General features: G+C 39.8%; 22 protein-coding genes. 10 read left to right on the top strand and 12 right to left on the bottom strand.

The genetic code is table 11. The features are described from left to right. Position 1: 1 nt before the first annotated feature. Positions 2–2,152: an endonuclease MutS2 gene (locus CDW55_RS01290; RefSeq protein WP_088467930.1), complete on the bottom strand. Its 2,151-nt coding sequence runs from the start codon at positions 2,150–2,152 to the stop codon at positions 2–4. A gap of 94 nt (positions 2,153–2,246) precedes the next feature. On the opposite strand from CDW55_RS01290, the gene CDW55_RS01285 reads away from it, so the two are divergent. Further along, on the top strand, positions 2,247–2,888 hold the full coding sequence (locus CDW55_RS01285; protein WP_088467929.1) for a uracil-DNA glycosylase: 642 nt from the start codon (positions 2,247–2,249) through the stop codon (positions 2,886–2,888). Here CDW55_RS01285 and CDW55_RS01280 read toward each other — a convergent pair. Beyond that, positions 2,875–3,528: a hypothetical protein gene (locus tag CDW55_RS01280; RefSeq protein WP_088467928.1), complete on the bottom strand. Its 654-nt coding sequence runs from the start codon at positions 3,526–3,528 to the stop codon at positions 2,875–2,877. The two genes, CDW55_RS01285 and CDW55_RS01280, sit on opposite strands and share 14 nt — an antisense overlap. Positions 3,529–3,538: 10 nt before the next feature. Further along, positions 3,539–4,024, bottom strand: coding sequence for a DUF456 domain-containing protein (locus CDW55_RS01275; protein ID WP_088467927.1), 486 nt, complete (start codon positions 4,022–4,024; stop codon positions 3,539–3,541). A 69-nt stretch (positions 4,025–4,093) separates the two neighbouring features. Between CDW55_RS01275 and CDW55_RS01270 the strand changes: the two genes are divergently transcribed. From CDW55_RS01270 to mvaD, 8 genes are all read left to right on the top strand, one after another. After that, positions 4,094–5,356 (top strand): mechanosensitive ion channel family protein, encoded by a 1,263-nt coding sequence (locus tag CDW55_RS01270; protein ID WP_088467926.1) that lies wholly within the window; start codon positions 4,094–4,096, stop codon positions 5,354–5,356. Between the two features lie 2 nt (positions 5,357–5,358). Continuing rightward, positions 5,359–6,078 (top strand): pyridoxine 5'-phosphate synthase, encoded by a 720-nt coding sequence (locus tag CDW55_RS01265; protein WP_088467925.1) that lies wholly within the window; start codon positions 5,359–5,361, stop codon positions 6,076–6,078. Between the two features lie 99 nt (positions 6,079–6,177). Next, positions 6,178–6,966 carry an alpha/beta fold hydrolase gene (locus CDW55_RS01260; RefSeq protein ID WP_088467924.1) on the top strand — a complete coding sequence of 263 codons (789 nt, stop codon included), beginning with the start codon at positions 6,178–6,180 and terminating at the stop codon, positions 6,964–6,966. A 107-nt stretch (positions 6,967–7,073) separates the two neighbouring features. Continuing rightward, complete coding sequence (locus tag CDW55_RS01255) at positions 7,074–9,890, top strand: TonB-dependent receptor (RefSeq protein ID WP_088467923.1); 2,817 nt, start codon at positions 7,074–7,076, stop codon at positions 9,888–9,890. A gap of 62 nt (positions 9,891–9,952) precedes the next feature. After that, positions 9,953–10,990, top strand: coding sequence for a phytase (locus tag CDW55_RS01250; protein ID WP_088467922.1), 1,038 nt, complete (start codon positions 9,953–9,955; stop codon positions 10,988–10,990). A gap of 124 nt (positions 10,991–11,114) precedes the next feature. Then, positions 11,115–12,128, top strand: coding sequence for an NAD-dependent epimerase/dehydratase family protein (locus CDW55_RS01245; RefSeq protein WP_088467921.1), 1,014 nt, complete (start codon positions 11,115–11,117; stop codon positions 12,126–12,128). A gap of 1 nt (position 12,129) precedes the next feature. Beyond that, entirely contained in the window at positions 12,130–13,893 is a 1,764-nt protein-coding gene (locus CDW55_RS01240) for an AMP-dependent synthetase/ligase (protein ID WP_088468661.1), read from the top strand. Between the two features lie 21 nt (positions 13,894–13,914). After that, positions 13,915–14,967, top strand: coding sequence for a diphosphomevalonate decarboxylase (gene mvaD / locus CDW55_RS01235; RefSeq protein WP_088467920.1), 1,053 nt, complete (start codon positions 13,915–13,917; stop codon positions 14,965–14,967). Positions 14,968–14,978: 11 nt separating this feature from the next. Here the strand turns inward: mvaD and CDW55_RS01230 are convergent, their stop codons facing one another. The 9 genes from CDW55_RS01230 to CDW55_RS01190 all read right to left on the bottom strand — a co-directional run bounded on the left by CDW55_RS01230 (position 14,979) and on the right by CDW55_RS01190 (position 23,377). Beyond that, entirely contained in the window at positions 14,979–15,173 is a 195-nt protein-coding gene (locus CDW55_RS01230; protein ID WP_088467919.1) for a hypothetical protein, read from the bottom strand. Positions 15,174–15,183: 10 nt separating this feature from the next. Continuing rightward, complete coding sequence (locus CDW55_RS01225) at positions 15,184–15,780, bottom strand: MarC family protein (RefSeq protein ID WP_088467918.1); 597 nt, start codon at positions 15,778–15,780, stop codon at positions 15,184–15,186. Positions 15,781–15,823: 43 nt separating this feature from the next. Further along, entirely contained in the window at positions 15,824–17,560 is a 1,737-nt protein-coding gene (locus CDW55_RS01220; RefSeq protein ID WP_088467917.1) for a BatD family protein, read from the bottom strand. Then, the gene (locus tag CDW55_RS01215) at positions 17,560–18,303 is read right to left on the bottom strand and encodes a tetratricopeptide repeat protein (RefSeq protein WP_088467916.1); all 744 of its coding nucleotides are present in this window, start codon (positions 18,301–18,303) and stop codon (positions 17,560–17,562) included. Before CDW55_RS01215 ends, CDW55_RS01220 begins: the two co-directional genes overlap by 1 nt. Positions 18,304–18,392: 89 nt before the next feature. Next, positions 18,393–19,400 carry a vWA domain-containing protein gene (locus CDW55_RS01210; RefSeq protein WP_088467915.1) on the bottom strand — a complete coding sequence of 336 codons (1,008 nt, stop codon included), beginning with the start codon at positions 19,398–19,400 and terminating at the stop codon, positions 18,393–18,395. 24 nt (positions 19,401–19,424) lie between these two features. After that, the gene (locus CDW55_RS01205; protein ID WP_228399587.1) at positions 19,425–20,429 is read right to left on the bottom strand and encodes a vWA domain-containing protein; all 1,005 of its coding nucleotides are present in this window, start codon (positions 20,427–20,429) and stop codon (positions 19,425–19,427) included. Then, the gene (locus tag CDW55_RS01200) at positions 20,429–21,325 is read right to left on the bottom strand and encodes a hypothetical protein (RefSeq protein ID WP_088468659.1); all 897 of its coding nucleotides are present in this window, start codon (positions 21,323–21,325) and stop codon (positions 20,429–20,431) included. The genes CDW55_RS01205 and CDW55_RS01200 overlap by 1 nt, the downstream gene beginning before the upstream one ends. Positions 21,326–21,363: 38 nt before the next feature. Further along, positions 21,364–22,227 carry a DUF58 domain-containing protein gene (locus CDW55_RS01195; protein ID WP_088467914.1) on the bottom strand — a complete coding sequence of 288 codons (864 nt, stop codon included), beginning with the start codon at positions 22,225–22,227 and terminating at the stop codon, positions 21,364–21,366. 145 nt (positions 22,228–22,372) lie between these two features. Then, positions 22,373–23,377: an AAA family ATPase gene (locus tag CDW55_RS01190; RefSeq protein WP_088467913.1), complete on the bottom strand. Its 1,005-nt coding sequence runs from the start codon at positions 23,375–23,377 to the stop codon at positions 22,373–22,375. Positions 23,378–23,639: 262 nt separating this feature from the next. Here CDW55_RS01190 and CDW55_RS01185 point away from each other — a divergent pair, with 262 nt between their 5' ends. Continuing rightward, positions 23,640–24,110 (top strand): DinB family protein, encoded by a 471-nt coding sequence (locus CDW55_RS01185; RefSeq protein WP_088467912.1) that lies wholly within the window; start codon positions 23,640–23,642, stop codon positions 24,108–24,110. Positions 24,111–24,124 lie beyond the last annotated feature (14 nt).

Genomic DNA, 24,124 nt, shown 5'->3' with positions numbered 1-24,124 from the left:
CTTAAATCCGCTCCAGCTCGTCCGCAGAAATCTGCGTTTTAAACATACCGTAGTTCACCGTCACTTTCTGGTTTTTGTCGATTTTTTCGATGGTTCCTACACTCGTGCTGCCCAAAATCCGGACGCGCTGGCCCACTTTAAGCCAAACTGCGCGCTCTTTTGCTCTTTTGTCTTCCAACTTTTCGTTGGTTTTCGCAATTTTTTCCTGAACATTTTCTTTTTTCAGCTGTTGGGTAATCTTGCGTTTTACGACCTGTAGTTTCTTCGTCTCATCTTTATCAGAACCAAGTTTCCTGAATTTTTCCTGTTCCAGAATTTTCACAAAATCTTTCACTACATCTTTTCTCGATTTCCCTTTCACATAAGAATCAATAAATCCTTCGATCTTGTTCCCGAACTGCAGTTTGCGGTGTTCCTCTTCGTATAGTTTCTGGAAATTGAAGAGTTTCTGCTGCAGCTGTTCGTTCAGTTTTTCAAGGTTTTCCTTCTTGTTTTGAGTCGATTCTTTCTGTTCGGTAAGGTTGGATTTAAGTTTTTCAACTTCAAATTTTTCCTGCTGAAGCTTCACGATCGTCTTATCCAAATTTACGATGTCGTGTTCCACCTTTTTCTTGGCGGAATTGATGATAAAATTCGGAATCTTATTTTTTTGAGCCACTTCAAAAGTGAAGGAACTTCCGGCTTGCCCCACTTCAAGTTTGTAGAGTGGTTCCAGCGTTTTTTCGTCGAATAACATCGCGGCGTTCTGAGCATTGGGGAGTTGTTCCACCACCAGTTTGATGTTCGTATAATGTGTAGTGATGATGGCGAAGCTTTTCTTTTTATAGAAAAATTCAAGAAAACTTTCTGCCAGTGCGCCACCCAGTTCAGGATCCGAACCGGTTCCGAATTCATCAATCAGCAAAAGCGTGTTTTCATCGGCTTCACGAATAATTCCGGACATTTTTTTCAGACGCGAGGAATAAGTAGAAAGATGATTCTCAATGGATTGGTTGTCGCCAATGTCGGTCATAATTCTGTCAAAGAAAAACATTTCAGATTTCGGGTGAACGGGCACCAATATTCCGCTCTGGATCATTAACTGCAGCAATCCGACCGTTTTTAGCGTGATTGATTTTCCGCCTGCATTTGGCCCGGAAATACACAGGATGCGGTTGTGTTCGGTTAAGGTGAAGGTCTGCGGAAAAATCTGTTTTTTTTCTTCACGGTTCCGCAACAGCAAAAGCGGATGATAGGCATTTACGAGTCTGAGTGTTTTGTGCCGGTTGATTTTGGGTAAAATTCCGCCAATGTTTTCGGCGAATTTAGCTTTCGCTCTCGTTAAATCCAGATCGAAAATGTAAGTCTGGTAGTCTGAAAGCTGGGGCTGGAATTCTGCAATTTCAGCGGTGAGTTTTCTTAAAATCTTATCAACTTCTTTTTTTTCCTCTTCAATGTCTTCGCGGAGCTTGAACTGATGTTTAACGACCGATTCGGGCTGGATGTAGGTAATCGATCCGGTTTTTGAAACGCCTAAAACCCTTCCCGGAACTCTTTTTTTATAGCCCGATTTTACGGCTAAAACCCTTTGGTCATCAATGATGCTTTCTCGGATGTCGTCAAGAAAATCTGTGGAGGAAAGCGCCGTTAAAGTACGGTTGAAGTTTTCCTGAATGGCTTTTCGGGCTTGGGAAATTGCTGTTCTCAAGGTTTTAAGAACAGGTGATGCTTCACTTTTTACTTCAGCAAAACGGTTAAAAACCTTGTCGATTTTGTCGATGATTTCTTTTCTGTATTCCAAACCGCTGATATCGTTGTTCAGATTTTGAAAGAGATCGCCGTACACCGGAAAAAACTTCTGAAGCCTGCCGATTTGCTCGGTCAAACTTTTTATTCTGATAAATGCCGCGTTTTCTAACCTGAAATTTTCAATAACCATCAGCTTGAGTTCTTCCTCGATATCTTCATATTCGCTGAAAGGAATGGCATTATCGCTCTCGAAACTCGAAAGGAATTCGGCCACTTTTCTTAATGACAGTTCGGCCTCATCAATGGAAAAAGGCCTGAGTTGGGTGATTTTATATGCGGTTTTTGCGGAGTACGCAAAAGGGGCAATTTCCGCGAGTAATTCGGGAAATTCCAGTTCTTCTAATTGATCTTTAGTAATATGCACGGAGCAAATTTAATGAGATTTTCGGGAACTTGGGAATGCAATATTTATTTATATTTGATGTCTTTAATAGTAAAAATCTGTTATCCATTAGAACATGACCTGGAACGAAATTCTTGCCCCAATTAAAAATACCGAATACTTCGAACATCTTTGGCAGAAGGTGAAAGAAGAATACGCTGCAGGTAAATGTTTTCCGCCGAAAAACCAAATCTTCCGCGCGCTGGAACTTACGCCTTTCGACGAGGTGAAAGTTGTAATTATCGGTCAGGATCCGTATCATAATGATTTTCAGGCAAATGGTTTGTGTTTTTCGGTTTCTGAAACTGTTGCTGCACCGCCTTCACTTAAAAATATTTTCACTGAACTCAAGGATGATTTAGGAATTGAGAGAACAAAAAAGGAACTCGACGACTGGGCACAACAAGGTGTTTTGTTATTGAATGCCACGCTTTCGGTGAGGGCGCATTCGCCAAACTCTCATAAAGATTTGGGTTGGGAAAAATTCACCAATTTTATTATCAAAACGATCTCTGACCGAAAAGAAAATGTAGTGTTTGTGCTTTGGGGCGCTTTTGCACAAAAAAAAGAGGAATTTATTGATTCCTCTAAACATTTTATCATTAAATCTGCGCATCCATCGCCATTTTCGGTGTACCGCGGCTTCTATGGAAGCAAACCTTTTTCTAAAATAAACGACTATCTGAAATCGAAAAATTCAGAAATTATTTCGTGGTAGTTCCGCTACCTGTACTTCCTTTGGAGAACTGAAGTCCGATACGGTAAGACCCCTGAAGTGCCTTAAAGCCTTTAGCTGAAGTAGTTTCAGGAGTTACTTCCACTAAAGATATGGTGTAGCCATTAAATTCCTGAGATTTGGTGTATCCTTTTTTTGCATCGTTCATTGTGCTCAGTTTCAGGGTTACAGGTCTTGTGTAAAGACCCATGACTTCTACTTCTGCGGTCGCAACTCCGGCCCAGATGCAGTTGACGTCTTTCGGACAGCGGCTGTCTTCAGTCATTTTTTTGAAGGTAACATTCATTTCGTATTCTTTGAAGAATTTATTTTCACCTTCTTTCAGATAAACGATTCCGGCTGTGTTTTTCACGGTTGAATTTTGCTGTTCTTTTTTAGCGGTTTCCACAGCTTCTTTATCCGGTGGTAAGCCTACCGACATTTCGGGTTCGCCGTTCGACTTGGATTTTGTTGTGCCTGATGTTTGGTTTGTCGTCACATCTGAAACTTTTGGTTCTGCTGAATTCGCTGAAGTTTCTGTCTTTACAGTTTCCTGTTTAGCAGGAGTTTCTGAAATTTTCGGGTTTTGGCAGGTCGCTAAAGTTAAAATGCCAAAGGAAGTGAGGATAAGTCTGTGTATCATGATGTTAAATTTAAAGGATGTCGAATAACACGACCAAAAACATTGCCAGACCCACCATAAAGTTGAAACCTGTACCGTAAAGAAATCCGATAAAGGCTCCTTTGGTTGAATTCCAGGCTTTCTTTTTATCTGAAGCATCATGCAGCAATTCGCCTACGAAAACGCCCAGAAACATTCCGATTAAAAAACCGAAGGGAACCGGAATAAAAAACATTCCAACCAAGGTTCCGATTACTGAGCCCACGCTTCCCCAGCGCGTGCCGCCATATTTGCGGTTTGTTCTTGCGGGAATTACGTAATTTAAAATTACTGAAACTGCGGTAAGAAACACGAAAATCCAGATATAAACCATGTCGAGCGGTGCATCGGTCCCGAATTTGTAAATTAAAAGTCCGCAAAGGCTAAGAAGCAAACCGGGTAAAACCGGAATGAAAGTTCCCAGAATTCCCAAAATGAGTAATACAATACTGATGAGCTGAATTAAAGTGGTATCCATGAATGATAAATTTTGTTAAAAATACGCATTAATCCTATAAACACCATCGGATTTCTTATTTTTGCTGTAATGAATGACGAACTGAAAGATACCAAAGATTTTCTGCAGAACATCAGCGATCATATTCACTATGCTGTTCGGGACACTTTGCCGGATAACTGGGTTTTGCTCGGGCAAATTGTTCTGAAGTTTCTGTTTCTTCTGGCGCTTATTTATATAACAGATTTTATCCTGAAATTTATCCTGAACCAAATCTTCAGAACTTTTTTTAATAAAGATCAATATCCGATACAGAAATCGATTTACCAATCCAGGATCACCAATTCCGTAGCTCATTTAATCGCGCTGCTTTTCGGAAGTTTTGCGCTTTTTTCTATATTTTATAGACATCCGAAAAGCTTTATATTTCTGGAAAGAATGGTGGGTTTAGCGATAGTTTTGGTAGTTGCCGGAATGCTTTACCGCAGTTTGAGCGCATTTCGAAATTACTTTGTCATTCAACAGGATTACTACAAAATTATTGCACTGAATGCGGTTTCGCAGAGTGTAAAGATTTTTGGAATTTTTGTGTCTTCAATTGTCGCCATCAGTGTGATATTCGGGATCAGCGGTTCAGCGATTCTGGGAAGTTTGGGAGCGATTACTGCAGTTTTGGTCCTGGTGTTCCGCGATACAATTTTAGGATTTGTGACGGGAATTCATGTGGCAACTTCTAAAAATCTGAAAGTAGGTGACTGGATCGGAATTCCTAAATATAATCTGGAAGGTAATATTCAGGATATTAACCTGCTGACGACTAAAATTCAGAATTTCGACAAAACCATTTCTACGATTCCTACTTACGATTTTCTTACAACGGAAATAAAGAATATCCAGGTAATGTCCGAAAGCAATACCCGAAGAATCAAACGCTCGATTATTTTCAATATCAATTCCTTTAAATTTCTCGATGATTATACGCTCAACCGATTATCAAAAGTAAATTTGATTAAGCATTATCTGGAGGTTAAAAAAGCGGAAATGGTCGAGGAAAGAAAAGTGATGGAAAATCCCGAACTGCTGATCAACGGAAGGCAACTCACCAATATCGGCGTCTTTCGGGAATATATTTTCAATTATCTTAAAAATAACCAACATATCGATCAGGAAGGAACCATCCTCGTAAGACAGTTGGAGAATACCCCGCAGGGAATGCCACTTGAGATTTACTGTTTCACCAACGACTCACAGTGGGCCAATTATGAGGATATTCAGGCCGATATTTTCGATCATCTTCTTGTCGCATCCAAGGAATTCGACCTGGAAGTCATACAGTTTGCAAAAATTCAATAACGATGACAAAACTTAGTGTAAATATCAATAAAATTGCCACGCTCCGAAATGCCCGCGGTGGCGAACTGCCCAGTGTAGCAGAAGCTGCGGTAAAACTTCAGGAATTTGGTGCGCAGGGAATTACGATTCATCCACGGCCGGACGAAAGACATATTACCCGAAAAGATGTGTATGATCTGAAACCTTTGGTCAGTACAGAGTTTAATATTGAAGGAAATCCGCACCGGCCGTTCATCGATATGGTACTCGAAATTAAGCCGGAGCAGGTGACGCTGGTTCCGGATGCTGATGACGCCATTACCTCCAACGCAGGCTGGGATTGCGAAATGCATCTCGGTTTTTTGAAAAATGTAATTTCAGAGTTTAAAAAAGCAGGAATCCGAACCTCAATTTTCCTTGATCCAAATCCGGAAATGGTAAAATTCGCCGCAGAAACCGGCACCGACAGAATTGAGCTGTACACAGAAGCGTACGCTAAAAACTACAGTCGAAACAAAGAAGAAGCTATAAAACCGTACGTAGAAACAGCAAAAGAAGCGGAAAAATATGGTCTTGGCGTTAACGCAGGACACGATTTGAGTTTGGATAATCTGAAATATTTTGCAGACCATATTCCTAATTTGCTTGAAGTTTCCATTGGTCATGCCCTAATTTCAGAGGCTTTGTATCTTGGTCTGGAAAATACGGTTCAATCTTATTTGAAGAGATTAGCAAAATGGTAAAAAAATGAATAGAAAACGGGCTTTAGCCCGTTTGTTTTTTTAACGGATTTATAGGTGGCTTTAGCCAAAATTTAATATTTTTGAGAAATTAATTTTTAGATGCAGATTTTACATTCAAAAATTTACGGAGAAGAGAAATCCGGAACGCCGCTTTTGGTGTTTCATGGCCTCTTCGGAATGCTCGATAACTGGGCGAGTTTTGGGAAAGAATTCGGCGAATATTTTCCGACGCACCTTATCGATTTGAGAAATCACGGCAAAAGTTTTCATTCCGAGGAAATGACGCACGACGATTTGGCGCACGATATTTCACATTATATGGAACATCACGGCATCGAAAAAGCCAATCTTCTCGGACATTCTTTGGGTGGAAAAGCGGTAATGCAATTCGCTGTTAAATATCCTCCAAAAGTGGAAAAACTGATTGTTGTTGATATTGCTCCAAAAGCGTACCCACCGCACCACCAGGGGATTCTGAAAGCGCTGGAAAGTGTAGATTTTGAAAAAATAACCACAAGGCAGGAAGCGGAAGAAATCCTGCAGCAGTATATTCCGGAAAAATCCGTCATTCAGTTTCTTGCGAAAAACCTTTATTGGAAAGATGATAAAAAACTCGGTTGGCGTTTTAATTTGAAAACTTTATCCGAGAAATATTCTCAATTTGTTTCTAATGCAATTAAATTTGGGGTTTTCACCGGCAAAACCTTATTTATTTCTGGTGCTAAATCTCAATATATTTTGCCTCAAGATGAGTTTCTAATCAAGCAACAATTTCCTAATTCTTCGGTGGTAACAGTGGAAAATGCGGGGCATTGGGTTCAGGCAGAAAATCCTAAAGATTTCAACGAGGCAGTAAAAGATTTTATTTTCGAAACACCACTGGTCTAGTGCAAAAATTAAAAATTTCGGTAACAATTTGTTAATAAACTGTTAAATTACCCGAAAACTCCTTTCAACAAGTCCTTGGCTATTTTTGCCAAACTAAATTTTAAGTAATGAAAAGAGTTTTATGTTCGGTGCTGTTTTGTGCTTCAGCTTATATTTTTGCGCAGACAGGAACCGTATCGGGAAAGATTAATGATGAAAACAAAATTGCTTTACCCGGAGCAAAAATAAAATTAACTCCCGGAAACATCTTCACCACTTCAGACGCAAACGGTAACTTCGTTTTTCTGAGTGTTCCTGAAGGAAACTATACCATGACGGTGGATTATTTGGGTTACGGTACAGCGAGTTATCCAGTAACGGTAAATGAATCGGGTATCGTGCAGAACATCGTTCTGGATCCGAAAGCGACAACCATAGAAGCTGTAAATGTCGTGGGTTTCGGTCGTCAGAGCCAGGCAAGAGCGTTAAATACCCAGAAAAACAATCCTAATATCACCAACGTTATTTCTACGGAGCAAATCGGTAAGTTCCCGGATTCCAATATCGGTGATGCCTTAAAGCGTGTACCTGGAATCACGATGCAGAACGACCAGGGCGAAGCGCGCGACATCATCATCCGCGGTCTTGCACCGGAGCTGAACTCTGTAACACTGAACGGAAACAGAATTCCTTCGGCGGAAGGCGATAACCGAAAAGTTCAGATGGACCTTATCCCTTCAGATATGATCCAATTGATAGAGGTGAACAAAACTCTGACGTCAGATATGGATGCTGATGCCATCGGTGGTTCGGTGAACTTGAATACCAAAACACCGACCAATAAGGAAAGACTTTCATTAACGACTGCTTCAGGCTTCAACCCAATCCGTAACAAATTTGCCTTCAACAACGGGTTTTTCTACGGAAACAGATTCTTTGGCGGTGCTGTAGGGCTTGCGTTGAACGGTTCATATAACCTACAGGATTACGGTTCTGATAATGTAGAAGCCGTTTGGAAAGAAGGTAAAGCTTCAGAAGCTTATATCGCTGAAATGGACATCAGAAAATACGATGTAAAACGTGAAAGGAAATCTGTAGGTGCAAACCTTGATTTCAAGATCAACAGTAAGAATGCCCTTACTTTAGGCGCACTTTACAACTGGAGAGACGATCTGGAAAACCGTTACAGGCTGCGTTTTAACAGCGTAAAAGAAAATTTCGACAAAAATACCGGTGAATTCCTGGGTTATACAGCGGATTTAAGAGCGCAAACCAAAGGCGGAATCGGGAATGATCTGAACAAAGGTTCAAGGCTTGAGCGCCAGATCATGCAGAATTATTTCATTACAGGTGATCACATCATCGGCTCAAAAATCGATATGGATTGGGGTGCATCCTACTCCAGAGCCGAAGAACAAAGGCCAAACGAAAGATATACAGATTATCAGGTGAAAGGCGTTGCGCTTGATAAAAATTTCGACAGCGAGGAGCAGCCTTTACTTAAACCGCTGACTCAGCCCGTTTTAAAAGATTATAAATTCAGAACACTTACAGAGCAAAATGGGATGACGTTTGAAGACGAAATTACGGGTAAACTGAATTTCAGATTCCCTTTCTCCATCATCAGCGAGCAGAAAGGCCGTTTGAGAATCGGTGGTAAAGCGAGAATCAAAACTAAAGAAAGAGATAATAATTTCTTCGATTACAAACCTGTAGCTTCCAATACTTTATATTCTACTTTGGATAAGGTGAACAGCGTTTTTTGGAACGGGAAAAATTATAATCCAAGCGAAAAATACGTTCCGGGATGGTTTGCAAGCAAAGAGCACTTGGGCGGTTTAAATCTGAAAAACTCAGCCATGTTCACGGAGAGTGACGAACCCGCAGAATATCTAGGTGTTAATTACAAAGCAAAAGAAAATATTTACGCCGGATATCTGCGTTGGGATCAGAATTTTAGCGATGTATTCTCGATGATTGCCGGTTTAAGGCTTGAAAATACTCAGATCGATTATACGGGTAACGTAATTCAGGATGAAGAAGATCTCACAGGAACGCGCCAGATCGAAAACGATTATACCAACTATTTACCAAGCTTAGCGTTCAAATATACGCCAGTTGAAAATCTGGTTCTTCGTGCAGCGTATTCCACCGCTTTGGCGAGGCCGAGCTATTACAAACTTTCGCCTTTCGTAAGCATTATTCCGGGAGACAACGATATTTCTGCAGGTAACCCGAACCTGAAAGCATCTTATGCACACAATTTTGATGTGATGGCTGAAAAATATTTCAAGTCTGTAGGTTTGATTTCATTGGGTGGTTTCTACAAAAAGATCAATGATTTCATCTACGATTACAGGGACAATAAATTCAGTTACGATAAATTCTCTGCAGAATTTCCGGATGTTGCCAATGTTTTGGTGCAGGGAGAGGATTATACATTTCTTCAGTCGAAAAATGGAGAAAGTGTAAACGTTTACGGTTTCGAGGTGGCTTTACAAAAGCAGCTCGATTTCCTTCCTGGATTTGCGAAATTCTTTAATCTTTACGCTAACTATACCTATACCAAATCTGAAGCAAAAGGAATTTACGCTGCGGACGGAACTTTAAGAGAAGGCCTTATGTTGCCTGGTACGGCACCACATATGTTCAATGCTTCGTTGGCTTGGGAAAACAAGAAATTCTCCGCAAGGATTTCATTGAACCATGCTGCAGCTTATCTTGATGAACTTGGTGCAGATGCTTTCGAGGACCGCTACTATGATAAGCAGACTTTTGTGGATTTCAACGCATCTTACGCAATCAAGGAATGGATGAGGTTCTTCGTGGAGGCTAACAACCTTACCAACCAGCCTTTGAGATACTATCAGGGTGTGAAGAACAGAACGGCACAGATGGAATACTATATGCCGAGATATACTTTCGGTTTCAAGTTTGACTTTTAATTACTATTTTCTATATTTCAACAGGAGAGCGTAGCAATCCGCTTTTTTTAATATTTCGTAAAATGAAAAAAACAATTTTTTATATCGCATTTTGCACTGCATTGGTACAGTGTACATCTTTAAATTTGGATAAAAAGGTTCAACCAGCAGTAATCACGGAACAGGTAAATTTTGATACCGATGATCCCGCGATCTGGATCAATCCACAGGATGCTTCCCAATCTTTAATCATCGGAACCGACAAAGAAACGGAAGGCGGCCTTTTTGTATTTGATTTAAATGGAAAAATCGTGAACAAAGTGCCGGGTTTAAAGCGTCCTAACAACGTAGATGTCGAATACGGATTTAATTTTCAGGGTAAAAAAATTGATATAGCAGTTACCACGGAAAGACAGCAGAACAAGATCAGGATTTACGAAGTTCCCTCGATGGAAGAAATTGGGGCAATCAGTGTTTTTGAAGGCGAAACTGATCGCGACCCGATGGGAATTTCAATCTATAAAAATCCGCATACTGAAGAAATTTTTGCAATTGTAGGCAGAAAATTCGGCCCGAGCGGAACTTACCTTTGGCAGTACAAACTTTCAGAAAACAACGGGAAAGTTGCCGGCGAAGTGGTAAGGAAGTTCGGAAATTTCAGCGGTAAAAAAGAAATTGAAAGCATTGCCGTAGATGATGAACTGGGCTTTATTTATTATTCTGATGAAGGATTTGGTGTCCGCAAATATTATGCAGATCCGGCAAAAGGCAATCAGGAACTCGCACTTTTTGGGCAGAAAGATTTCAAAGAAGATGTGGAGGGAATTTCGATTTATGATACCGGCAACGGAAAAGGATACATTTTGATTTCAAATCAGCAAGCCGATACCTTCAACGTTTACAGGCGCGAAGGCAACAATGGCAATGCGAACCAACATTACAGAATTGCAGAAATTCCAGTTTCTACAAAGGAAAGTGATGGTTCAGAAGTGGTTAATGTCAATCTCGGACCCAAATTTCCTAACGGCGTTTTTGTAGCGATGACCAACGGAAAAGTATTTCATTACTACGATTGGCGCGAATTTCAGAAAATTATTGATGAGCAGTCGCAGTCCAAGTAATTAAAAGATTGAATTTTTAATAATAATACAAACCTTGCAAAAAAAACTTTTGCGGGGTTTTTTATTATATTTTTAAGTTTGAGCTTGAATTTATTATGAGTATTTTTGTAAAATATCCAAATTTATGGTTCTGGTCACCGGCGCAACAGGAATTCTCGGAAGAGTTATCGTTTTAGAACTGCTGAAACGCGGGAAAATCGTGCGTGCGGCAAAGCGGAGATCCAGTAATTTGGAGGAGGTTCGCCATTCTTTTCAGTTTTATACCGAAAATCCTGACAATTACTTTAATAAAATTGAATGGATGAATGTTGATTTTGAAGACATTCATTCGCTGCAAACTGCCATGATTGGGATTGATGAAGTGTATCACTGCGCCGCGACGGTAAGTTTTCATCCCGCCGATCAGCGCAGGATGTATCATACCAATATCGAAGGAACCAGAAATTTACTTTATGCGTGCGAAGGAAGTCAGGTGAAGAAATTCTGTTTTGTAAGTTCTATTGCGGTGCTTGATGGTGTAAATGAAAAAGATGAAACCGATGAAAATTCAGATTACAACCAGAAATTAGATCATTCTGCCTATGCCGTTTCCAAACATTTTTCTGAAATGGAAGTTTGGCGCGCGGCCGCGGAAGGTTTGAACACCGTAATTGTAAATCCGGGAATCATCATCGGCAGCGGAAACTGGACGCAAAGCAGCGGACTGCTTTTTCAGAATTTAGCGAGACCTTATACTTTTTCCGGAGGAGCTTCTTATGTAGATGTGCGCGATGTGGCAAAGGCATCCATCGAACTCATGGATAACAATGTATTTAACGAACGCTTTATCCTGATTTCAGAAAATAAACGGTACGCGGAGGTAGCGTCGTATGTAAGACAAAAAATGGGACTTTCTTCCCCGAAAATTATTCCTTCAGCGTTGCTTACGGTCGGCAGAGTTTTGAACTTTGTTTTTGGATGGCTTTTTTCGCCTTTAAGAATGGTAGATAAAGTTAACACAGAGTCAGTTACCAGTATGAGCAATGTAAGTAATGATAAAATTGTAAAGACGCTGGGATTTAAGTTCATTCCGGTGAATGAAAGCATCGATTTCCACCTGGAAAATTACAGAACTGATAAAAAAAGTAAAAAAGAGTAAGATGAATTTCGCAGAATTTTTGAATACAAATGCAGAGAAGTTCTCCATAAAACCTGCGATAGGTTTTAAAAAGAAGGACGTATGGAAAGAAATACACTGGCTCGATTTCCGCAGGATGGTTTTCAAAACCGCAAACGCATTAAAAGAAGCCGGAATTTCTGCAAACGACCGGGTAGCAATTTACTCCGATAACTCTGCTGAATGGATTACTTTCGATCTTGCGATTCTCTCTCTTGGCGCAGTTACCGTGCCGATTTATTCTACAAACAACGGTTCGCAGGCAGAATACATCATCAATGATTCTGAAGTTAAAATTATATTGGTCGGCAACCAGGAACAGTATGATGCCGCTTTCGAAATTCTTAATAAAGAGAACACGCTGCAGCAGATTGTTGTTTCAAAAAAAGCCATCTGGATTAAAAAAGACCGAAGCATTTATTTTGAAGATTTCATCAAGAAAGCGGAAGAACATTTTGATATTGTTAAAAAAGAAGACGATGATCTGGCGACCATTATTTACACTTCCGGAACTACCGGCGTACCGAAAGGGGTAATGCTCACGCACGGGAATTTTCACAATGCGATCAGGGCGCACTTCGGTTTTTTCAAATTTAAAAACTTCGAGAACGAGACCTCACTTGCATTTCTCCCACTGACCCACGTTTTTGAGCGAAGCTGGACACTGCTGGCACTGTACGGCGGTGCAAAAGTATACTTCCTGGAAAATACCAAGCTCATTGCCCACGCATTAACCGAAGTAAAACCTACCATGATGTGTGCGGTGCCAAGATTTTATCAGAAAATTTATGCCGGCGTCAACGAAATGGTTCAGAATGGTTCAGATTCAAAAAAGAAAATCTTCAACTGGGCAATAAATGTAGGAACTCAGGTTTCAGAATTAAAGCGGCTGGAAAAACCCGTTCCTTTTAGTCTTGGATTTAAAAATAATATCGCTGATCTGCTGGTTTTTAACAAAATAAAGAAAAAAATGGGCGGGAAACTTTGGTTTATGCCTTGCGGCGGAGCTTCAGTGTCTCGGGAAGTAACCAAGTTCTTTGATGCGATGGGTATTCATATGACAGTGGGTTATGGACTTACGGAAACTACTGCTACATTAACTGCTTTTCCATTTACTAAATATGAACACGGAAGCGCCGGGATTCCGCTTGGCGATACCCAAATTAAAATTGGCGAAAACGACGAAATCCTTGCAAAAGGAAGCGGTATGATGAAAGGATACTATAAATTACCAAAAGAAACTGCCGAGGTTTTCACAGAAGACGGCTGGTTTAAAACCGGTGATGCAGGTAAATTTGATGAAAATGGGAATCTCTACATTACCGACAGAATCAAAGATTTAATGAAAACGGCCAACGGAAAATATATCACGCCTCAACCCATAGAAAATTTACTTTCAAACAATAATTTTATCACTCAGGCGATGATCGTGGCGGAGGATAAGCCTTTTGTAACTGCGTTGATTATTCCGAATTTTGAAGCGCTGAAAGAGCAGCTTCCAAAAATGAACATTCCCTTTACCACCTGGCAGGAAATCGTGGATTCGGAAAAAGTAAAAGAATTTTACCGCGAAAAACTCGAGGAAATACAGAAAAGCCTGTCCGCTTTCGAAAAGGTGAAGAAATTTGTATTGATGCCGGCAGAATTCGAAATCAATACAGGAGAAATTACACCCACGCTAAAGGTGAAAAGAAATGTAGTAATGCAGAAATATGCAGCGTTGATCGAAAAATTGTATACTGCGTAATGCAACTTAATTAATTGAAAAATGAACAAATTTACAGGAAATAAAAACTACAGCATCTCCACCCAAACAGTGGTTTCAAGCTGCCCGTCGAATATTGCGCTTATCAAATATTGGGGAAAATATGAGCGCCAGATTCCCGCAAACCCAAGCATCAGTTATACCTTAAATAACTGCAAAACAAATACTTCTATGGAATTTGTAGCAGATGAGAAATTTTCTGTACAAACCTTTCTTTCCGGCAATGAGGAGAAGAAATTTGCCGAAAAAATCGAAAAGTATTTCCGCAATATAGAGGAATTTCTTCCTTGGATTTTAAAAGGGAAATACGTCATAAAAACTGAAAATACTTTTCCCCACAGTTCCGGAATTGCAAGTTCGGCGTCGGGATTTGGTGCGATTGCCAAGTGCTTAATGGAACTCGATCATCAGTTCTCTGGTGCTCAGGACGGTGATTTTAAAGAGCGGAAGGCAAGTTTTCTTGCGCGGTTGGGCAGCGGAAGTGCATGTAGAAGCCTCTACGATGGTTTGGTGGTTTGGGGAAGAACAAAAGAAGTTGAGGACAGCTCTGATCTTTATGCCATACAATACCCGAATGATGAAATCCACGAAGTTTTCAGGCATTTCAATGATTGGGTTCTGTTGATTCATGAAGGCGAAAAATCCGTAAGCTCCACGGTAGGTCACGGTTTAATGAACACCAATCCCTACGCTGAAAGAAGATTTCAGGAAGCGCACGAAAATTTTGCGGCTTTAAAAATGATCTTGAAAAACGGTGATATGACGAATTTCATTAAGCTGGTAGAACACGAAGCACTAACGCTTCACGCCATGATGATGATGAGTGATCCTGCGTTTATCCTTATGAAAACGGGCACGCTGGCAGTTATCAATAAAATTTGGGACTTCCGTAAAGACACCGGATTGCCGCTGTTTTTCACCTTGGATGCGGGTGCAAACGTTCATTTGTTATTTCCGGCCGATAAGGACGAAGACCAAATCAAGGAATTTATTGTAAAAGAGCTTTTACAGTTTACTCAAAATAACGGTGTCGTGAAGGATGTGATGAGGTTTTAAATCCCGGAAAATTACTTTTTCGCCGCAAACCTGCTTAAGGTGTGCATTACAAAAACTACCAGAATTCCCACAATTGCTGCGGAAATTGATAAAATGAATTTAGCGTTTTCTTCGTGCCAGAAGCCAAGTTGCCATTCCATTGCGTACAGGTTGAAGCCAATGAAAATTACGAATAACACTAAGAATATTTTATAAAAAAGATGCATTTATGAGTCTTTAAAATTTAACGTAAGTGGTGATCAACTGTGCAAAGTTGGTTGTAAACAGCTTAATCGAAATCGCAAGAAGAATAATTCCGAAAACTTTCTGCAAAACCTGAAGGGTTCCGTCGCCCAGTTTCCGCTCGATCCAGTTCGCTGATTTCAGAACCAAATATACGAAAATTGTATTGAGGATTATTCCCAAAATAATATTTATATCATGATATTCCGCACGTAAAGAAAGGGTAGTGGTAAGTGTTCCGGCACCTGCAATTAGCGGGAATGCAATGGGAACGATGGAGGCAGATTTGGCTTCGTGATGCTTTTGGATTTCGATGCCCAGAATCATTTCCACTGCGATGATGAAGATTACAAAAGCACCGGCAATTGCAAACGAATTCACATCAACGCCAATAAATTTAAGAATTTTATTTCCGATAAAAAGAAAAGAAATCATCAGGATACCCGATACAATCGCGGCTTTTTCTGATTCAATATGCCCAAATTTCTGCTTTAAAGTGACAATAATTGGAATTGAGCCTACAATGTCAATTACAGCAAAAAGAACCATAGTAGTGGTAAGCGTTTCTTTTAAAGAGAAAGAGTCAAGCATTTCTTAAAATTATTAATTTCGCAAAAATAGAAAAATTAATTGATTATTGTCTAATCTGAGAATATATTCTGACGATAGATTTTAAAAGCTCATCGATATGTTCATCGGAATGATATGGCGCGTATTTTTCGACCAAAATTTGTTCTGAAAGTGCTCTGTACTCATCCGCAAACTTCTGACCTTTATGTGTTTCCAGATATTTTTTAAAATCTGATTCGGTAAGAAGGCCGAAGTTTTCTTTGGTGTCGGCATTTATTTCTTCGTACACCGAAATAAATTTCGAGAAATCTTTATTTTCAGCCAGTTTTTTTAAATATTTAATATTGTCATCAAACTGAACGCTCAATTTATTGCGAATCAGTTCCTCTGTTTCGGCGATAGTAGTGATTGGCTTTGTGGTGATCACCGGTTTTAAATTGCGGTGTGTCATTTTCTTCTTTATCACAAGGAAGAGAGAAAGTAGTCCAGCCATTAAAGCCAAGTTTCCGAAAACAATTTTCCAGTTAATCCTGCTTTTATCTTTTATTTTTAAATTATGAGTCTGCAGAACCGGGGTGTTTACGGTTTCCAGAACGTTATTGGTATAATCGTTAACTTTTTCAAGCGTCGTTTTAGAGTCTGCAATCTGTTGAGGTGTTTTTACGTTTAAGGCGATAGATTGAGATCCCAAATCAACATATTTTTTAGTCTCAGGATCGAAGTAAGAAAAGTTCTCAAAACTGATGCTGATCGGTCCCGGCCGCTTGGGGATTACAACATAATCTGCTTTCAAAATGCCATTTAGTCTGTTGTCTTTTGCATTGGTTTTTACTGAAACTTTAGGTTCAAAAAACACATAATCTGCAGAATTTACCATTTTTGGTAAATGAAGCGTACCAAAATTACCGGATCCTGAAATCTGTATCGAGATATTTACAGGTTTGTCGATTTCCGCAACTTCAACTGTGCTGTTGTTTGCCACAGAAACCGCAAAATTTCCGACGGCATTTTTAAAATGAATGGGCATTCCCGATGGAAGTTTCTTTACATTGAGCCTTACTTTATTGGAGGTTATTTTTTCTTCCTTTGAAGAACCCGAAATTGATGCAGAAACTGGAGGTACATCAACTGAACCGGTCTCTGATGGAAAAATCATAAACACGGCAATAACCTGCGACGCAATATCTGAATGGGATTCGATTTCGGATTTCGCAAAACTCACTGGTTTAATCCGGATATTTCTATCTCGTGGATAATGGATGTTACCAACTTTTCTGAAATTATTGTAATCCCGGCTATAGGCGCGCAGAACTGCGATGGTAGGTTCGTTTTTATAAACCTCTTTGTCCTTTACCTCCATGTTGAGATACACTTCATCCGAATGAGAAGTTGCAGCAACTGAAGATTTTTTATCGTTTTCCCTTACATTAATTTCGAAAGGCTCGGTCTTGTAAATTTTACCGTTTACGGTGACCAATACCGATCCGAATGTAACTTTTCCCGCACGCTTCGGACTCAGAACCATCTGGTAAACCATCTGGTTCAAGACATTACCTTTTTTTGCATCAAGAACAATTGTGTTTTGCTCAGATGCGGTGCCGATGATATCGAATTTTGAAGTGTCGGGCATTCTGAGCGGGGTTTCCTGCTGCATGTTTTCGCCGGCAATTTCGAGTAAAACCGTTAGGTTAAACGGCTGGTTCACTTTCTGGTCCTTCACTTCGGATACAGCTAAAGTTACCTGACCATAACTTAATATCGTCGAGAAAAGAAATAATATGTATGGAAGTCTGTTTTTCATCACCAATCCTTTTCGTTGCTTTGTGGCATCGAATAGGAGTTCTTATTGAGAATCCTTTTTGCGGTCTCTCTTTCTTTATTTTCTACACGGTTAAGGATTGAATTTTCAAGGTCTTTAGGCAATTTGCCGGAGTTATCATTTTTATTTTTGTTGGGATCGTCGCCTTCGCCTTCGCCTTTGTTTTGCTGCCCTTGTCCTGACTGGCTTTGTGGCGTGTCGCCTTTTTCATCGCCCTGGTTTTTGTCTTGGTTTTTATCGTTTCCGCCACCGCCGCCGGAATTATTTTTCTGCTTATTCTCTTCCTGCTTTTCTTTTTCCTTCAGCATCGCGATTTCGTAATTCTTGCGGATGGTTTCGTTGTAAGGATCCTGTTTCAAAGCCTGTTTGTAAAATTCAGCTGCTTTTTTCGAATTATTTGTCTGCATGTAAGCATTACCCAAATTATAAAGTGCGGCAGCTTTATCCGGAATTGTGGCAGCTAATTTTTCAGCTTTTTCGTATTCCGCAGTGGCTTCTGCAAACATTTTTCTTTTATAAAGTGAATTGCCGAGGTTATAGTGTGCGCTGAAATCTTTTTCATTAATCTTAATGGCTTCCATATATTTTGATGAAGAAGCTTCGTAGTTCTTCTTATCGAAATCCTTATTGCCTTCAAAAACAAGGGTGTTGTAACTCTTCTGTGCCGAGAAAAAGACAGTGCAAAAAATTAATAATATGGAGGTGAAAAGTAAATTGCGACTCATTACTGCAAAATTATCTCTTTTAATGTTAAGTCGAGTAGGTGTTTCTGTTAAAATTCGGTTAAATATAGACCGAAATACCTGAATATTAGTTAAATATTAAACTCTCTCTTTGGATTTAAGAGAAAAATTAAAAGAAAAAGAAATATAGAAATGCCTAAAAAATACTGATAATAATGAATGGCGTTTTGGGATTTTACCAAGGTTTCAGATGACGAAGATGTTTTTGCCAGCCCATCAATAATCTGCGAGGTGGCATCGTCCAGGTTATTGCCATCAATATAGGTTCCACCGGTTTCTTCCGCGATATTCTTCAGCGCATTCGTCTGTCGTTTAGAAATCACCGTTTGACCGGTCAGATCAGTTTTATACCCCATCAACTGCCCGAATACATATTCCGGAATCGGCGCTCCTTCCTCAGTTCCTATTCCCACAGAAACTACATGAATTCCTTCTTTATTTGCAAGTCTTATGGCTGCTTTCTCGTTTCCTTCATTATCTTCACCGTCGCTAACTAAAACAACTTTACGCGAACCTTTTGCGACATTTTTAAATTTATCTGCAGTGGTTTTCATTCCGTTTAAAAAATCAGTTCCCTGAATTTTTACTACACTGGTTTCCACTCCTCCGATATAAGTTTCTGCAGCAGTAAAATCCGTGGTCAAAGGCATTATTGAAGCAGATTCACCGGCAAAAACCACAATTCCAACTTTATCATTCTTCATCTTAAACATCGTGTTGATGATGATGTTTTTGGCTTGAGTTAAGCGGTTTTGTTCCACGTCCTGTGCATTCATCGAATTGGAGACATCAAGAAGAAAAATTACATTGTTCATCTTCTGCCTGGTTTTAACTTCCTCGGTACCGCTGAGTAAATCTACAATCGAAAGAATAAGAAAAAGGGTAGCGATCAAATATAAAGCCGGAAGAAACCGGGAAAATCTACTTTTCTTTTCAAAGAGTTCTTCCTGGAATCTGGCTTCCGCAAATACGGTTTTCTTGCGGTTTTTCCACTTTATGTATCCAGCAATAATAATCCCAAGCAGCGGCAGGAGCAGCAGCAAGAGTAAATACCAGTTATTTCCTAAATACCAATTCATATTAGTGTTCAAATTCTCTTCTCATCAACTTAAAAACTTATAAAATACCCACCGAAGCAGCGCATCGAGTAATAAAACTGCCAAAGCAATCCAAAGAAAAATCCTGAAATATTCCTGATAGTTATAAAGTTTTGTGGACTTAAGTTCTGATTTTTCAAGCTGATTAATTTCTTCATATACCTGCTCCAGACTTTGGTTGGATGTGGCTCGGAAATATTTTCCACCAGTCGTTTGTGCAATTTCACGGAGCACAGGCTCATCAATTTTCACTTCGGCTTCATTGAAAACCAAGTCGCCAAAAATGTCGGTTGCTGTTGGCATCAGCGCATACCCGTTGGTTCCGATACCGATGGAATATACTTTTATATCGTTGCTTTTCGCCAGTTGAGCGCCAACCTGAGCCGGCATTGCATTTTCAATCGTATTCACGCCATCGGTCATTAAAATAATGATTTTCGATTTGGATTTGCTGTGGCGTAAATGACTCACCGCCACCGAAAGTCCTTCACCAATTGCGGTTCCGGGCTGCAGTTCCAGTGGGTTTAAGTTTTCAAGTTCCTCGAGCAAAACAGCATGATCCGAAGTTACAGGAACTTTGGTAAACGCCTCGCCGGAATAGGTGACGAGGCCAATACGGTCGCCGGGTCTTTTTTCGATAAAATTTTTGGCAATTCCTTTCAGTGCAGTTAAGCGGTCGGGCTCTAAATCTTTAGCAAGCATACTGAGTGAAACGTCCACAGATAGCATAATGTCAATCCCCTTACTGTCGTCGTTATCCTGAGAAATTGTGAAGGTTCGCGGGCGTGCCATTGCAATAATCAAGGCCGAAAGTATGATGTACTTTGAAATTTTCAGAAGAAAAAGAACAAATAGAATTCCCTTGTTTTCCTGCATGTTTCGGATGGTGGGTACACGAATTCCTGTTCGTTTTTTCTTCCTTAAATCCAAAACGATTAAAGGAATGAAAGCGGCGAACAGCAGTAAAAACCACGGACTGTAAAATTCTAAATTAAGCAAATCAAATGTCATTATACGCCTGTTCTTAATTGTTCGTCTTCCAAATCTTTGGAAGAACGTTTTACAAAGGTTTTTATATCATTGAAGTCGGACTGCATGGTAGGCTGGTCCGGAAACGTCTTCGCGAATTTCACCAAATCACCTCGCAAAAATATATTTTCAACAATCTTTTCGTTTTCCGGCGAAATGGTGTTGTTCGTTTTCATTACATCAATCAAATCATCCGTCAACAGAACATCTGCAGGAATTTTGTACTGTTTGGTGATAAAATTTCTGGAAATATCAATTAATTCTACATAGAAAGACCGGTAATCTCCGTTTTCAATAAATTTTTTCTTCTTAAGAGTTTCGAGCTCTTTCAGCGTTTGATTGGTCATTACCGCCGGCGAATTTTTTCTGCGTTTCGCATAATGAACCAAATAATAAATAATGAAGATTAAAGCCAGTAAAATCAGCAAACCTAAAATATACCATTTGTAAAGTTCCCAGTAATCTTTAACATCAAGTTTTACCTCTTTGTTTTTCATGATGTCGTTGATTTCATCACCTTTCTGAGCGGTATTGATGACTTCAACTTCGTAAGGAATGGTGTGGTAGAGCTGGCCGCCAATATTGAAATCGAGTGCAGGAATCGTATATTTTCCTTCTTCGAAAATGGCAAATTCAATTACTCTTTCGTAGAAATCGGGTCTTTTGCTGATGCTGTCTTTAATTTCTTCAAAATGAAAAGGCAACAGTTCATTTTTAGGAGCCGAAATCACATCTTTTCCCTGTAGATCTGAAATATTAACCCGGAATAGACCAACTTCGCCCAGCGCCAAAGTCTTTTTTTCGAGGCGTGAACCCAGCGTTTGCGAAAATACGGAAACACATAAAAGGGCGAATAAGATAAAATATATTTTTTTCAAAATCTGATTTCTGTTTTTATAAACTTTCTGAATGGTCATCACCGTTTCCTGAAATATTGATAAAGGAATTTCGAATAATCTTCGCCGGTATTGATATTCATAAAACTGGCGGCAGAATTTTCGAAATCTTCGGTTACGCTGCGAACTTTCTGTTTTTGTTTCTCGGCAAATTCGTAACGCCATCTTGCGCTGGAAGTGTTTGCCCAAACCTGTTTCCCTGTTTCGGAATCCTGAAAGAGCGCATAACCGATATCCGGTATTTCGCTGTCTTTTTCATCATAAATACGCATTCCAAGAAGCTGGTGTTTTCGTGCAGCCACGCGAAGAACCTTTAAATCGTAATCATCCTCAAAATCCGAAAACATAAAAACCAGCGATTTTTTCTTGAAGATATTCATCATATACTGCAGCGCACCATCAATTTTCGAGTCCGCAGGAACATAATCTGCAGTTAAAATATTACTGATAATGGCCAGAATATGCTTTCTTCCTTTCTGCGGCGGGATAACTTTATAAACTTTATCGGCGAATAAAATAAGGCCGACTTTATCATTGTTTCCAGCTGCTGAAAAACCCAAACTTGCGGCAATTTCTGCGACAAATTCACGTTTCAGCTGGGTTTTGGTGCCGTAATCCATCGATGCAGAAATATCCACCAAAAGCATCAGCGTAAGTTCGCGCTCTTCTTCCATTACCTTCACGAAAGGTTCACGGAAGCGGGCGGTTTTATTCCAGTCGATTCTTCGGATTTCGTCGCCGAACTGGTAAGGCCTTACTTCAGAAAAAGTCATTCCCTGACCTTTAAATGCACTGTGATACTGACCCATCAACGTTGCTTCCGACTTTTTTTTAGTCCGAATCTCAATCTGTTTTACTTTTTTGATGATGTCTTTAATCTGCATGATTTCTTTTTTCAGGAGCCCGAAGATTTTGTTTTTCTTTGATCTGCGGTCCCGCTTTCCGCTGTATCTTTTGCTTCACTTCGTTTCGCAAAAGGATGCCGCTTCAATCGGGGCTATAAATTTATTTTAGGATTTATTTCGATAATTAGGGAGCCTGTACTTTCCCCAAAATTCTGTTTACAATTTCATCGGCAGTAATTTCTTCAGCTTCCGCTTCAAAACTTAGTCCGATCCGGTGTCTCAGAACGTCTTTTGCGATTTCCTTCACATCTTCCGGAAGTACAAAAGCACGGTTTTTCAGGAAAGCCATCGCCCGCGAAGCGATTGCCAGGTTGATGGATGCTCTTGGCGACGCACCGAAACTGATGTAATTTTTAAGTTCTGCCAGGCCATAATTTTCCGGTGTCCGGGTTGCGAAAACCATATCCAGGATGTATTTCTCAATTTTTTCGTCAAGATAAATCTGGTTGATAAGATTTTTGGCTTCCATAATATTGTGGAGCGATATCACCGGTTTAATCTCCGGTTGGTGCGATGTGGCTACCATTTTCATAATCTTTCTTTCATCCTCGAAATCCGGATAACTGATGGTGCATTTCAGCATAAAACGGTCGCTTTGCGCTTCCGGCAAAAGGTAAGTTCCTTCCTGATCAATTGGGTTCTGTGTCGCTAAAACCAGGAAAGGTTTTGGTAAAGGGATGGTTTCGTCACCAATGGTTACCTGTTTTTCCTGCATGGCTTCCAGAAGTGCCGACTGTACTTTCGAAGGTGCACGGTTAATTTCGTCAGCGAGTACAAAATTGGCGAAAATAGGTCCGCGTTTTATGGTAAAATCGTTGTCTTTTATATTGTACATCATGGTTCCCACAACGTCTGCCGGCAAAAGATCCGGTGTAAACTGAATCCGTGAAAAATCGCCCTGCACAGCATCTGAAAGTGTTTTAATAGCCAGTGTCTTTGCCAAACCAGGAACACCTTCCAAAAGAACATGGCCGTTGCCCAGAAGACCGATCAGTAAACGGTCTACCATATATTCCTGTCCGATAATTGCTTTGTTGATTTCCTGTTTCAGTAGGGTGAAAAAGTAATTCTGTTCTCTTACTTTTTCGGTGAGCTGTCTTATATCTTCGGCCTGATGTAATTCTGACATAGTGATTTTAAAATTTAATGTGTAAATTTCTGATAAATACCCTCATCAGTCAACATAATTGGTGCCAAGAATGAGTTAAAGTTTTGTTAAACCCTGTATACAAAAGATTGCTGAAGGGATTCGAATTGTTAATACGTGATTACAAATTGAAGCATTTTTTAAATAAATATTTTTAGAATCTTTTAAAATGCTTTTTCCCCGGAAAATGCATTTTTGTCTCTTTCAGTTAATTACCCTATTTTTGAGGATTAAAATATGTAAAATGAACTATCATTTTCAGGCCCACAGGCAGGTCCGCAGAAATCTTCTGGAAATTCTTCAGAATACATCGCACAGTGATTTGATGCTGATTCCCGACGGTTTTAACAATAATATTTACTGGAATATCGCGCACACAGTAGCGACACAACAGCTACTGTGTTATTATCTTAGCGGAAATCCCTTCAGAATCGATAAATACTGGATTGAAACTTATAAAAAAGGTACGCTGCCGAATCTGAATGTGCAGCAGTCTGAAGTTGATGATTTGGCTTTTCTGCTTACAGAAACCTCAAAAATTTTAATGAAAGATTACGACGCCGATTTTTTTGCAGATTACACGCCCTATACTACGAGTTTTGGGTTGGATCTGAAAAACATTCAGGATGCAATTATTTTCAACAACATGCACGAGACCTTACATTATGGTTACGTTATGGCCCAGAAAAGAGCTATTATTGGCGAAAAATTTTAAAACCTATATCAACC

Source organism: Chryseobacterium sp. VAUSW3 (assembly GCF_002205795.1).
Lineage (GTDB): Bacteria > Bacteroidota > Bacteroidia > Flavobacteriales > Weeksellaceae > Kaistella > Kaistella yananensis.
This window is presented reverse-complemented; position numbering and strand designations above follow the sequence as displayed.

Coding starts and splice junctions, on each gene's coding strand:
- CDW55_RS01285 (WP_088467929.1), top strand. CDS start 2,247: ATGACCTGGAACGAAATTCTTGCCCCAATTAAAAATACCGAATACTTC.
- CDW55_RS01280 (WP_088467928.1), bottom strand. CDS start 3,528: ATGATACACAGACTTATCCTCACTTCCTTTGGCATTTTAACTTTAGCG.
- CDW55_RS01275 (WP_088467927.1), bottom strand. CDS start 4,024: ATGGATACCACTTTAATTCAGCTCATCAGTATTGTATTACTCATTTTG.
- CDW55_RS01270 (WP_088467926.1), top strand. CDS start 4,094: ATGAATGACGAACTGAAAGATACCAAAGATTTTCTGCAGAACATCAGC.
- CDW55_RS01265 (WP_088467925.1), top strand. CDS start 5,359: ATGACAAAACTTAGTGTAAATATCAATAAAATTGCCACGCTCCGAAAT.
- CDW55_RS01260 (WP_088467924.1), top strand. CDS start 6,178: ATGCAGATTTTACATTCAAAAATTTACGGAGAAGAGAAATCCGGAACG.
- CDW55_RS01255 (WP_088467923.1), top strand. CDS start 7,074: ATGAAAAGAGTTTTATGTTCGGTGCTGTTTTGTGCTTCAGCTTATATT.
- CDW55_RS01250 (WP_088467922.1), top strand. CDS start 9,953: ATGAAAAAAACAATTTTTTATATCGCATTTTGCACTGCATTGGTACAG.
- CDW55_RS01245 (WP_088467921.1), top strand. CDS start 11,115: ATGGTTCTGGTCACCGGCGCAACAGGAATTCTCGGAAGAGTTATCGTT.
- CDW55_RS01240 (WP_088468661.1), top strand. CDS start 12,130: ATGAATTTCGCAGAATTTTTGAATACAAATGCAGAGAAGTTCTCCATA.
- mvaD (WP_088467920.1), top strand. CDS start 13,915: ATGAACAAATTTACAGGAAATAAAAACTACAGCATCTCCACCCAAACA.
- CDW55_RS01230 (WP_088467919.1), bottom strand. CDS start 15,173: ATGCATCTTTTTTATAAAATATTCTTAGTGTTATTCGTAATTTTCATT.
- CDW55_RS01225 (WP_088467918.1), bottom strand. CDS start 15,780: ATGCTTGACTCTTTCTCTTTAAAAGAAACGCTTACCACTACTATGGTT.
- CDW55_RS01220 (WP_088467917.1), bottom strand. CDS start 17,560: ATGAAAAACAGACTTCCATACATATTATTTCTTTTCTCGACGATATTA.
- CDW55_RS01215 (WP_088467916.1), bottom strand. CDS start 18,303: ATGAGTCGCAATTTACTTTTCACCTCCATATTATTAATTTTTTGCACT.
- CDW55_RS01210 (WP_088467915.1), bottom strand. CDS start 19,400: ATGAATTGGTATTTAGGAAATAACTGGTATTTACTCTTGCTGCTGCTC.
- CDW55_RS01205 (WP_228399587.1), bottom strand. CDS start 20,429: ATGACATTTGATTTGCTTAATTTAGAATTTTACAGTCCGTGGTTTTTA.
- CDW55_RS01195 (WP_088467914.1), bottom strand. CDS start 22,227: ATGCAGATTAAAGACATCATCAAAAAAGTAAAACAGATTGAGATTCGG.
- CDW55_RS01190 (WP_088467913.1), bottom strand. CDS start 23,377: ATGTCAGAATTACATCAGGCCGAAGATATAAGACAGCTCACCGAAAAA.
- CDW55_RS01185 (WP_088467912.1), top strand. CDS start 23,640: ATGAACTATCATTTTCAGGCCCACAGGCAGGTCCGCAGAAATCTTCTG.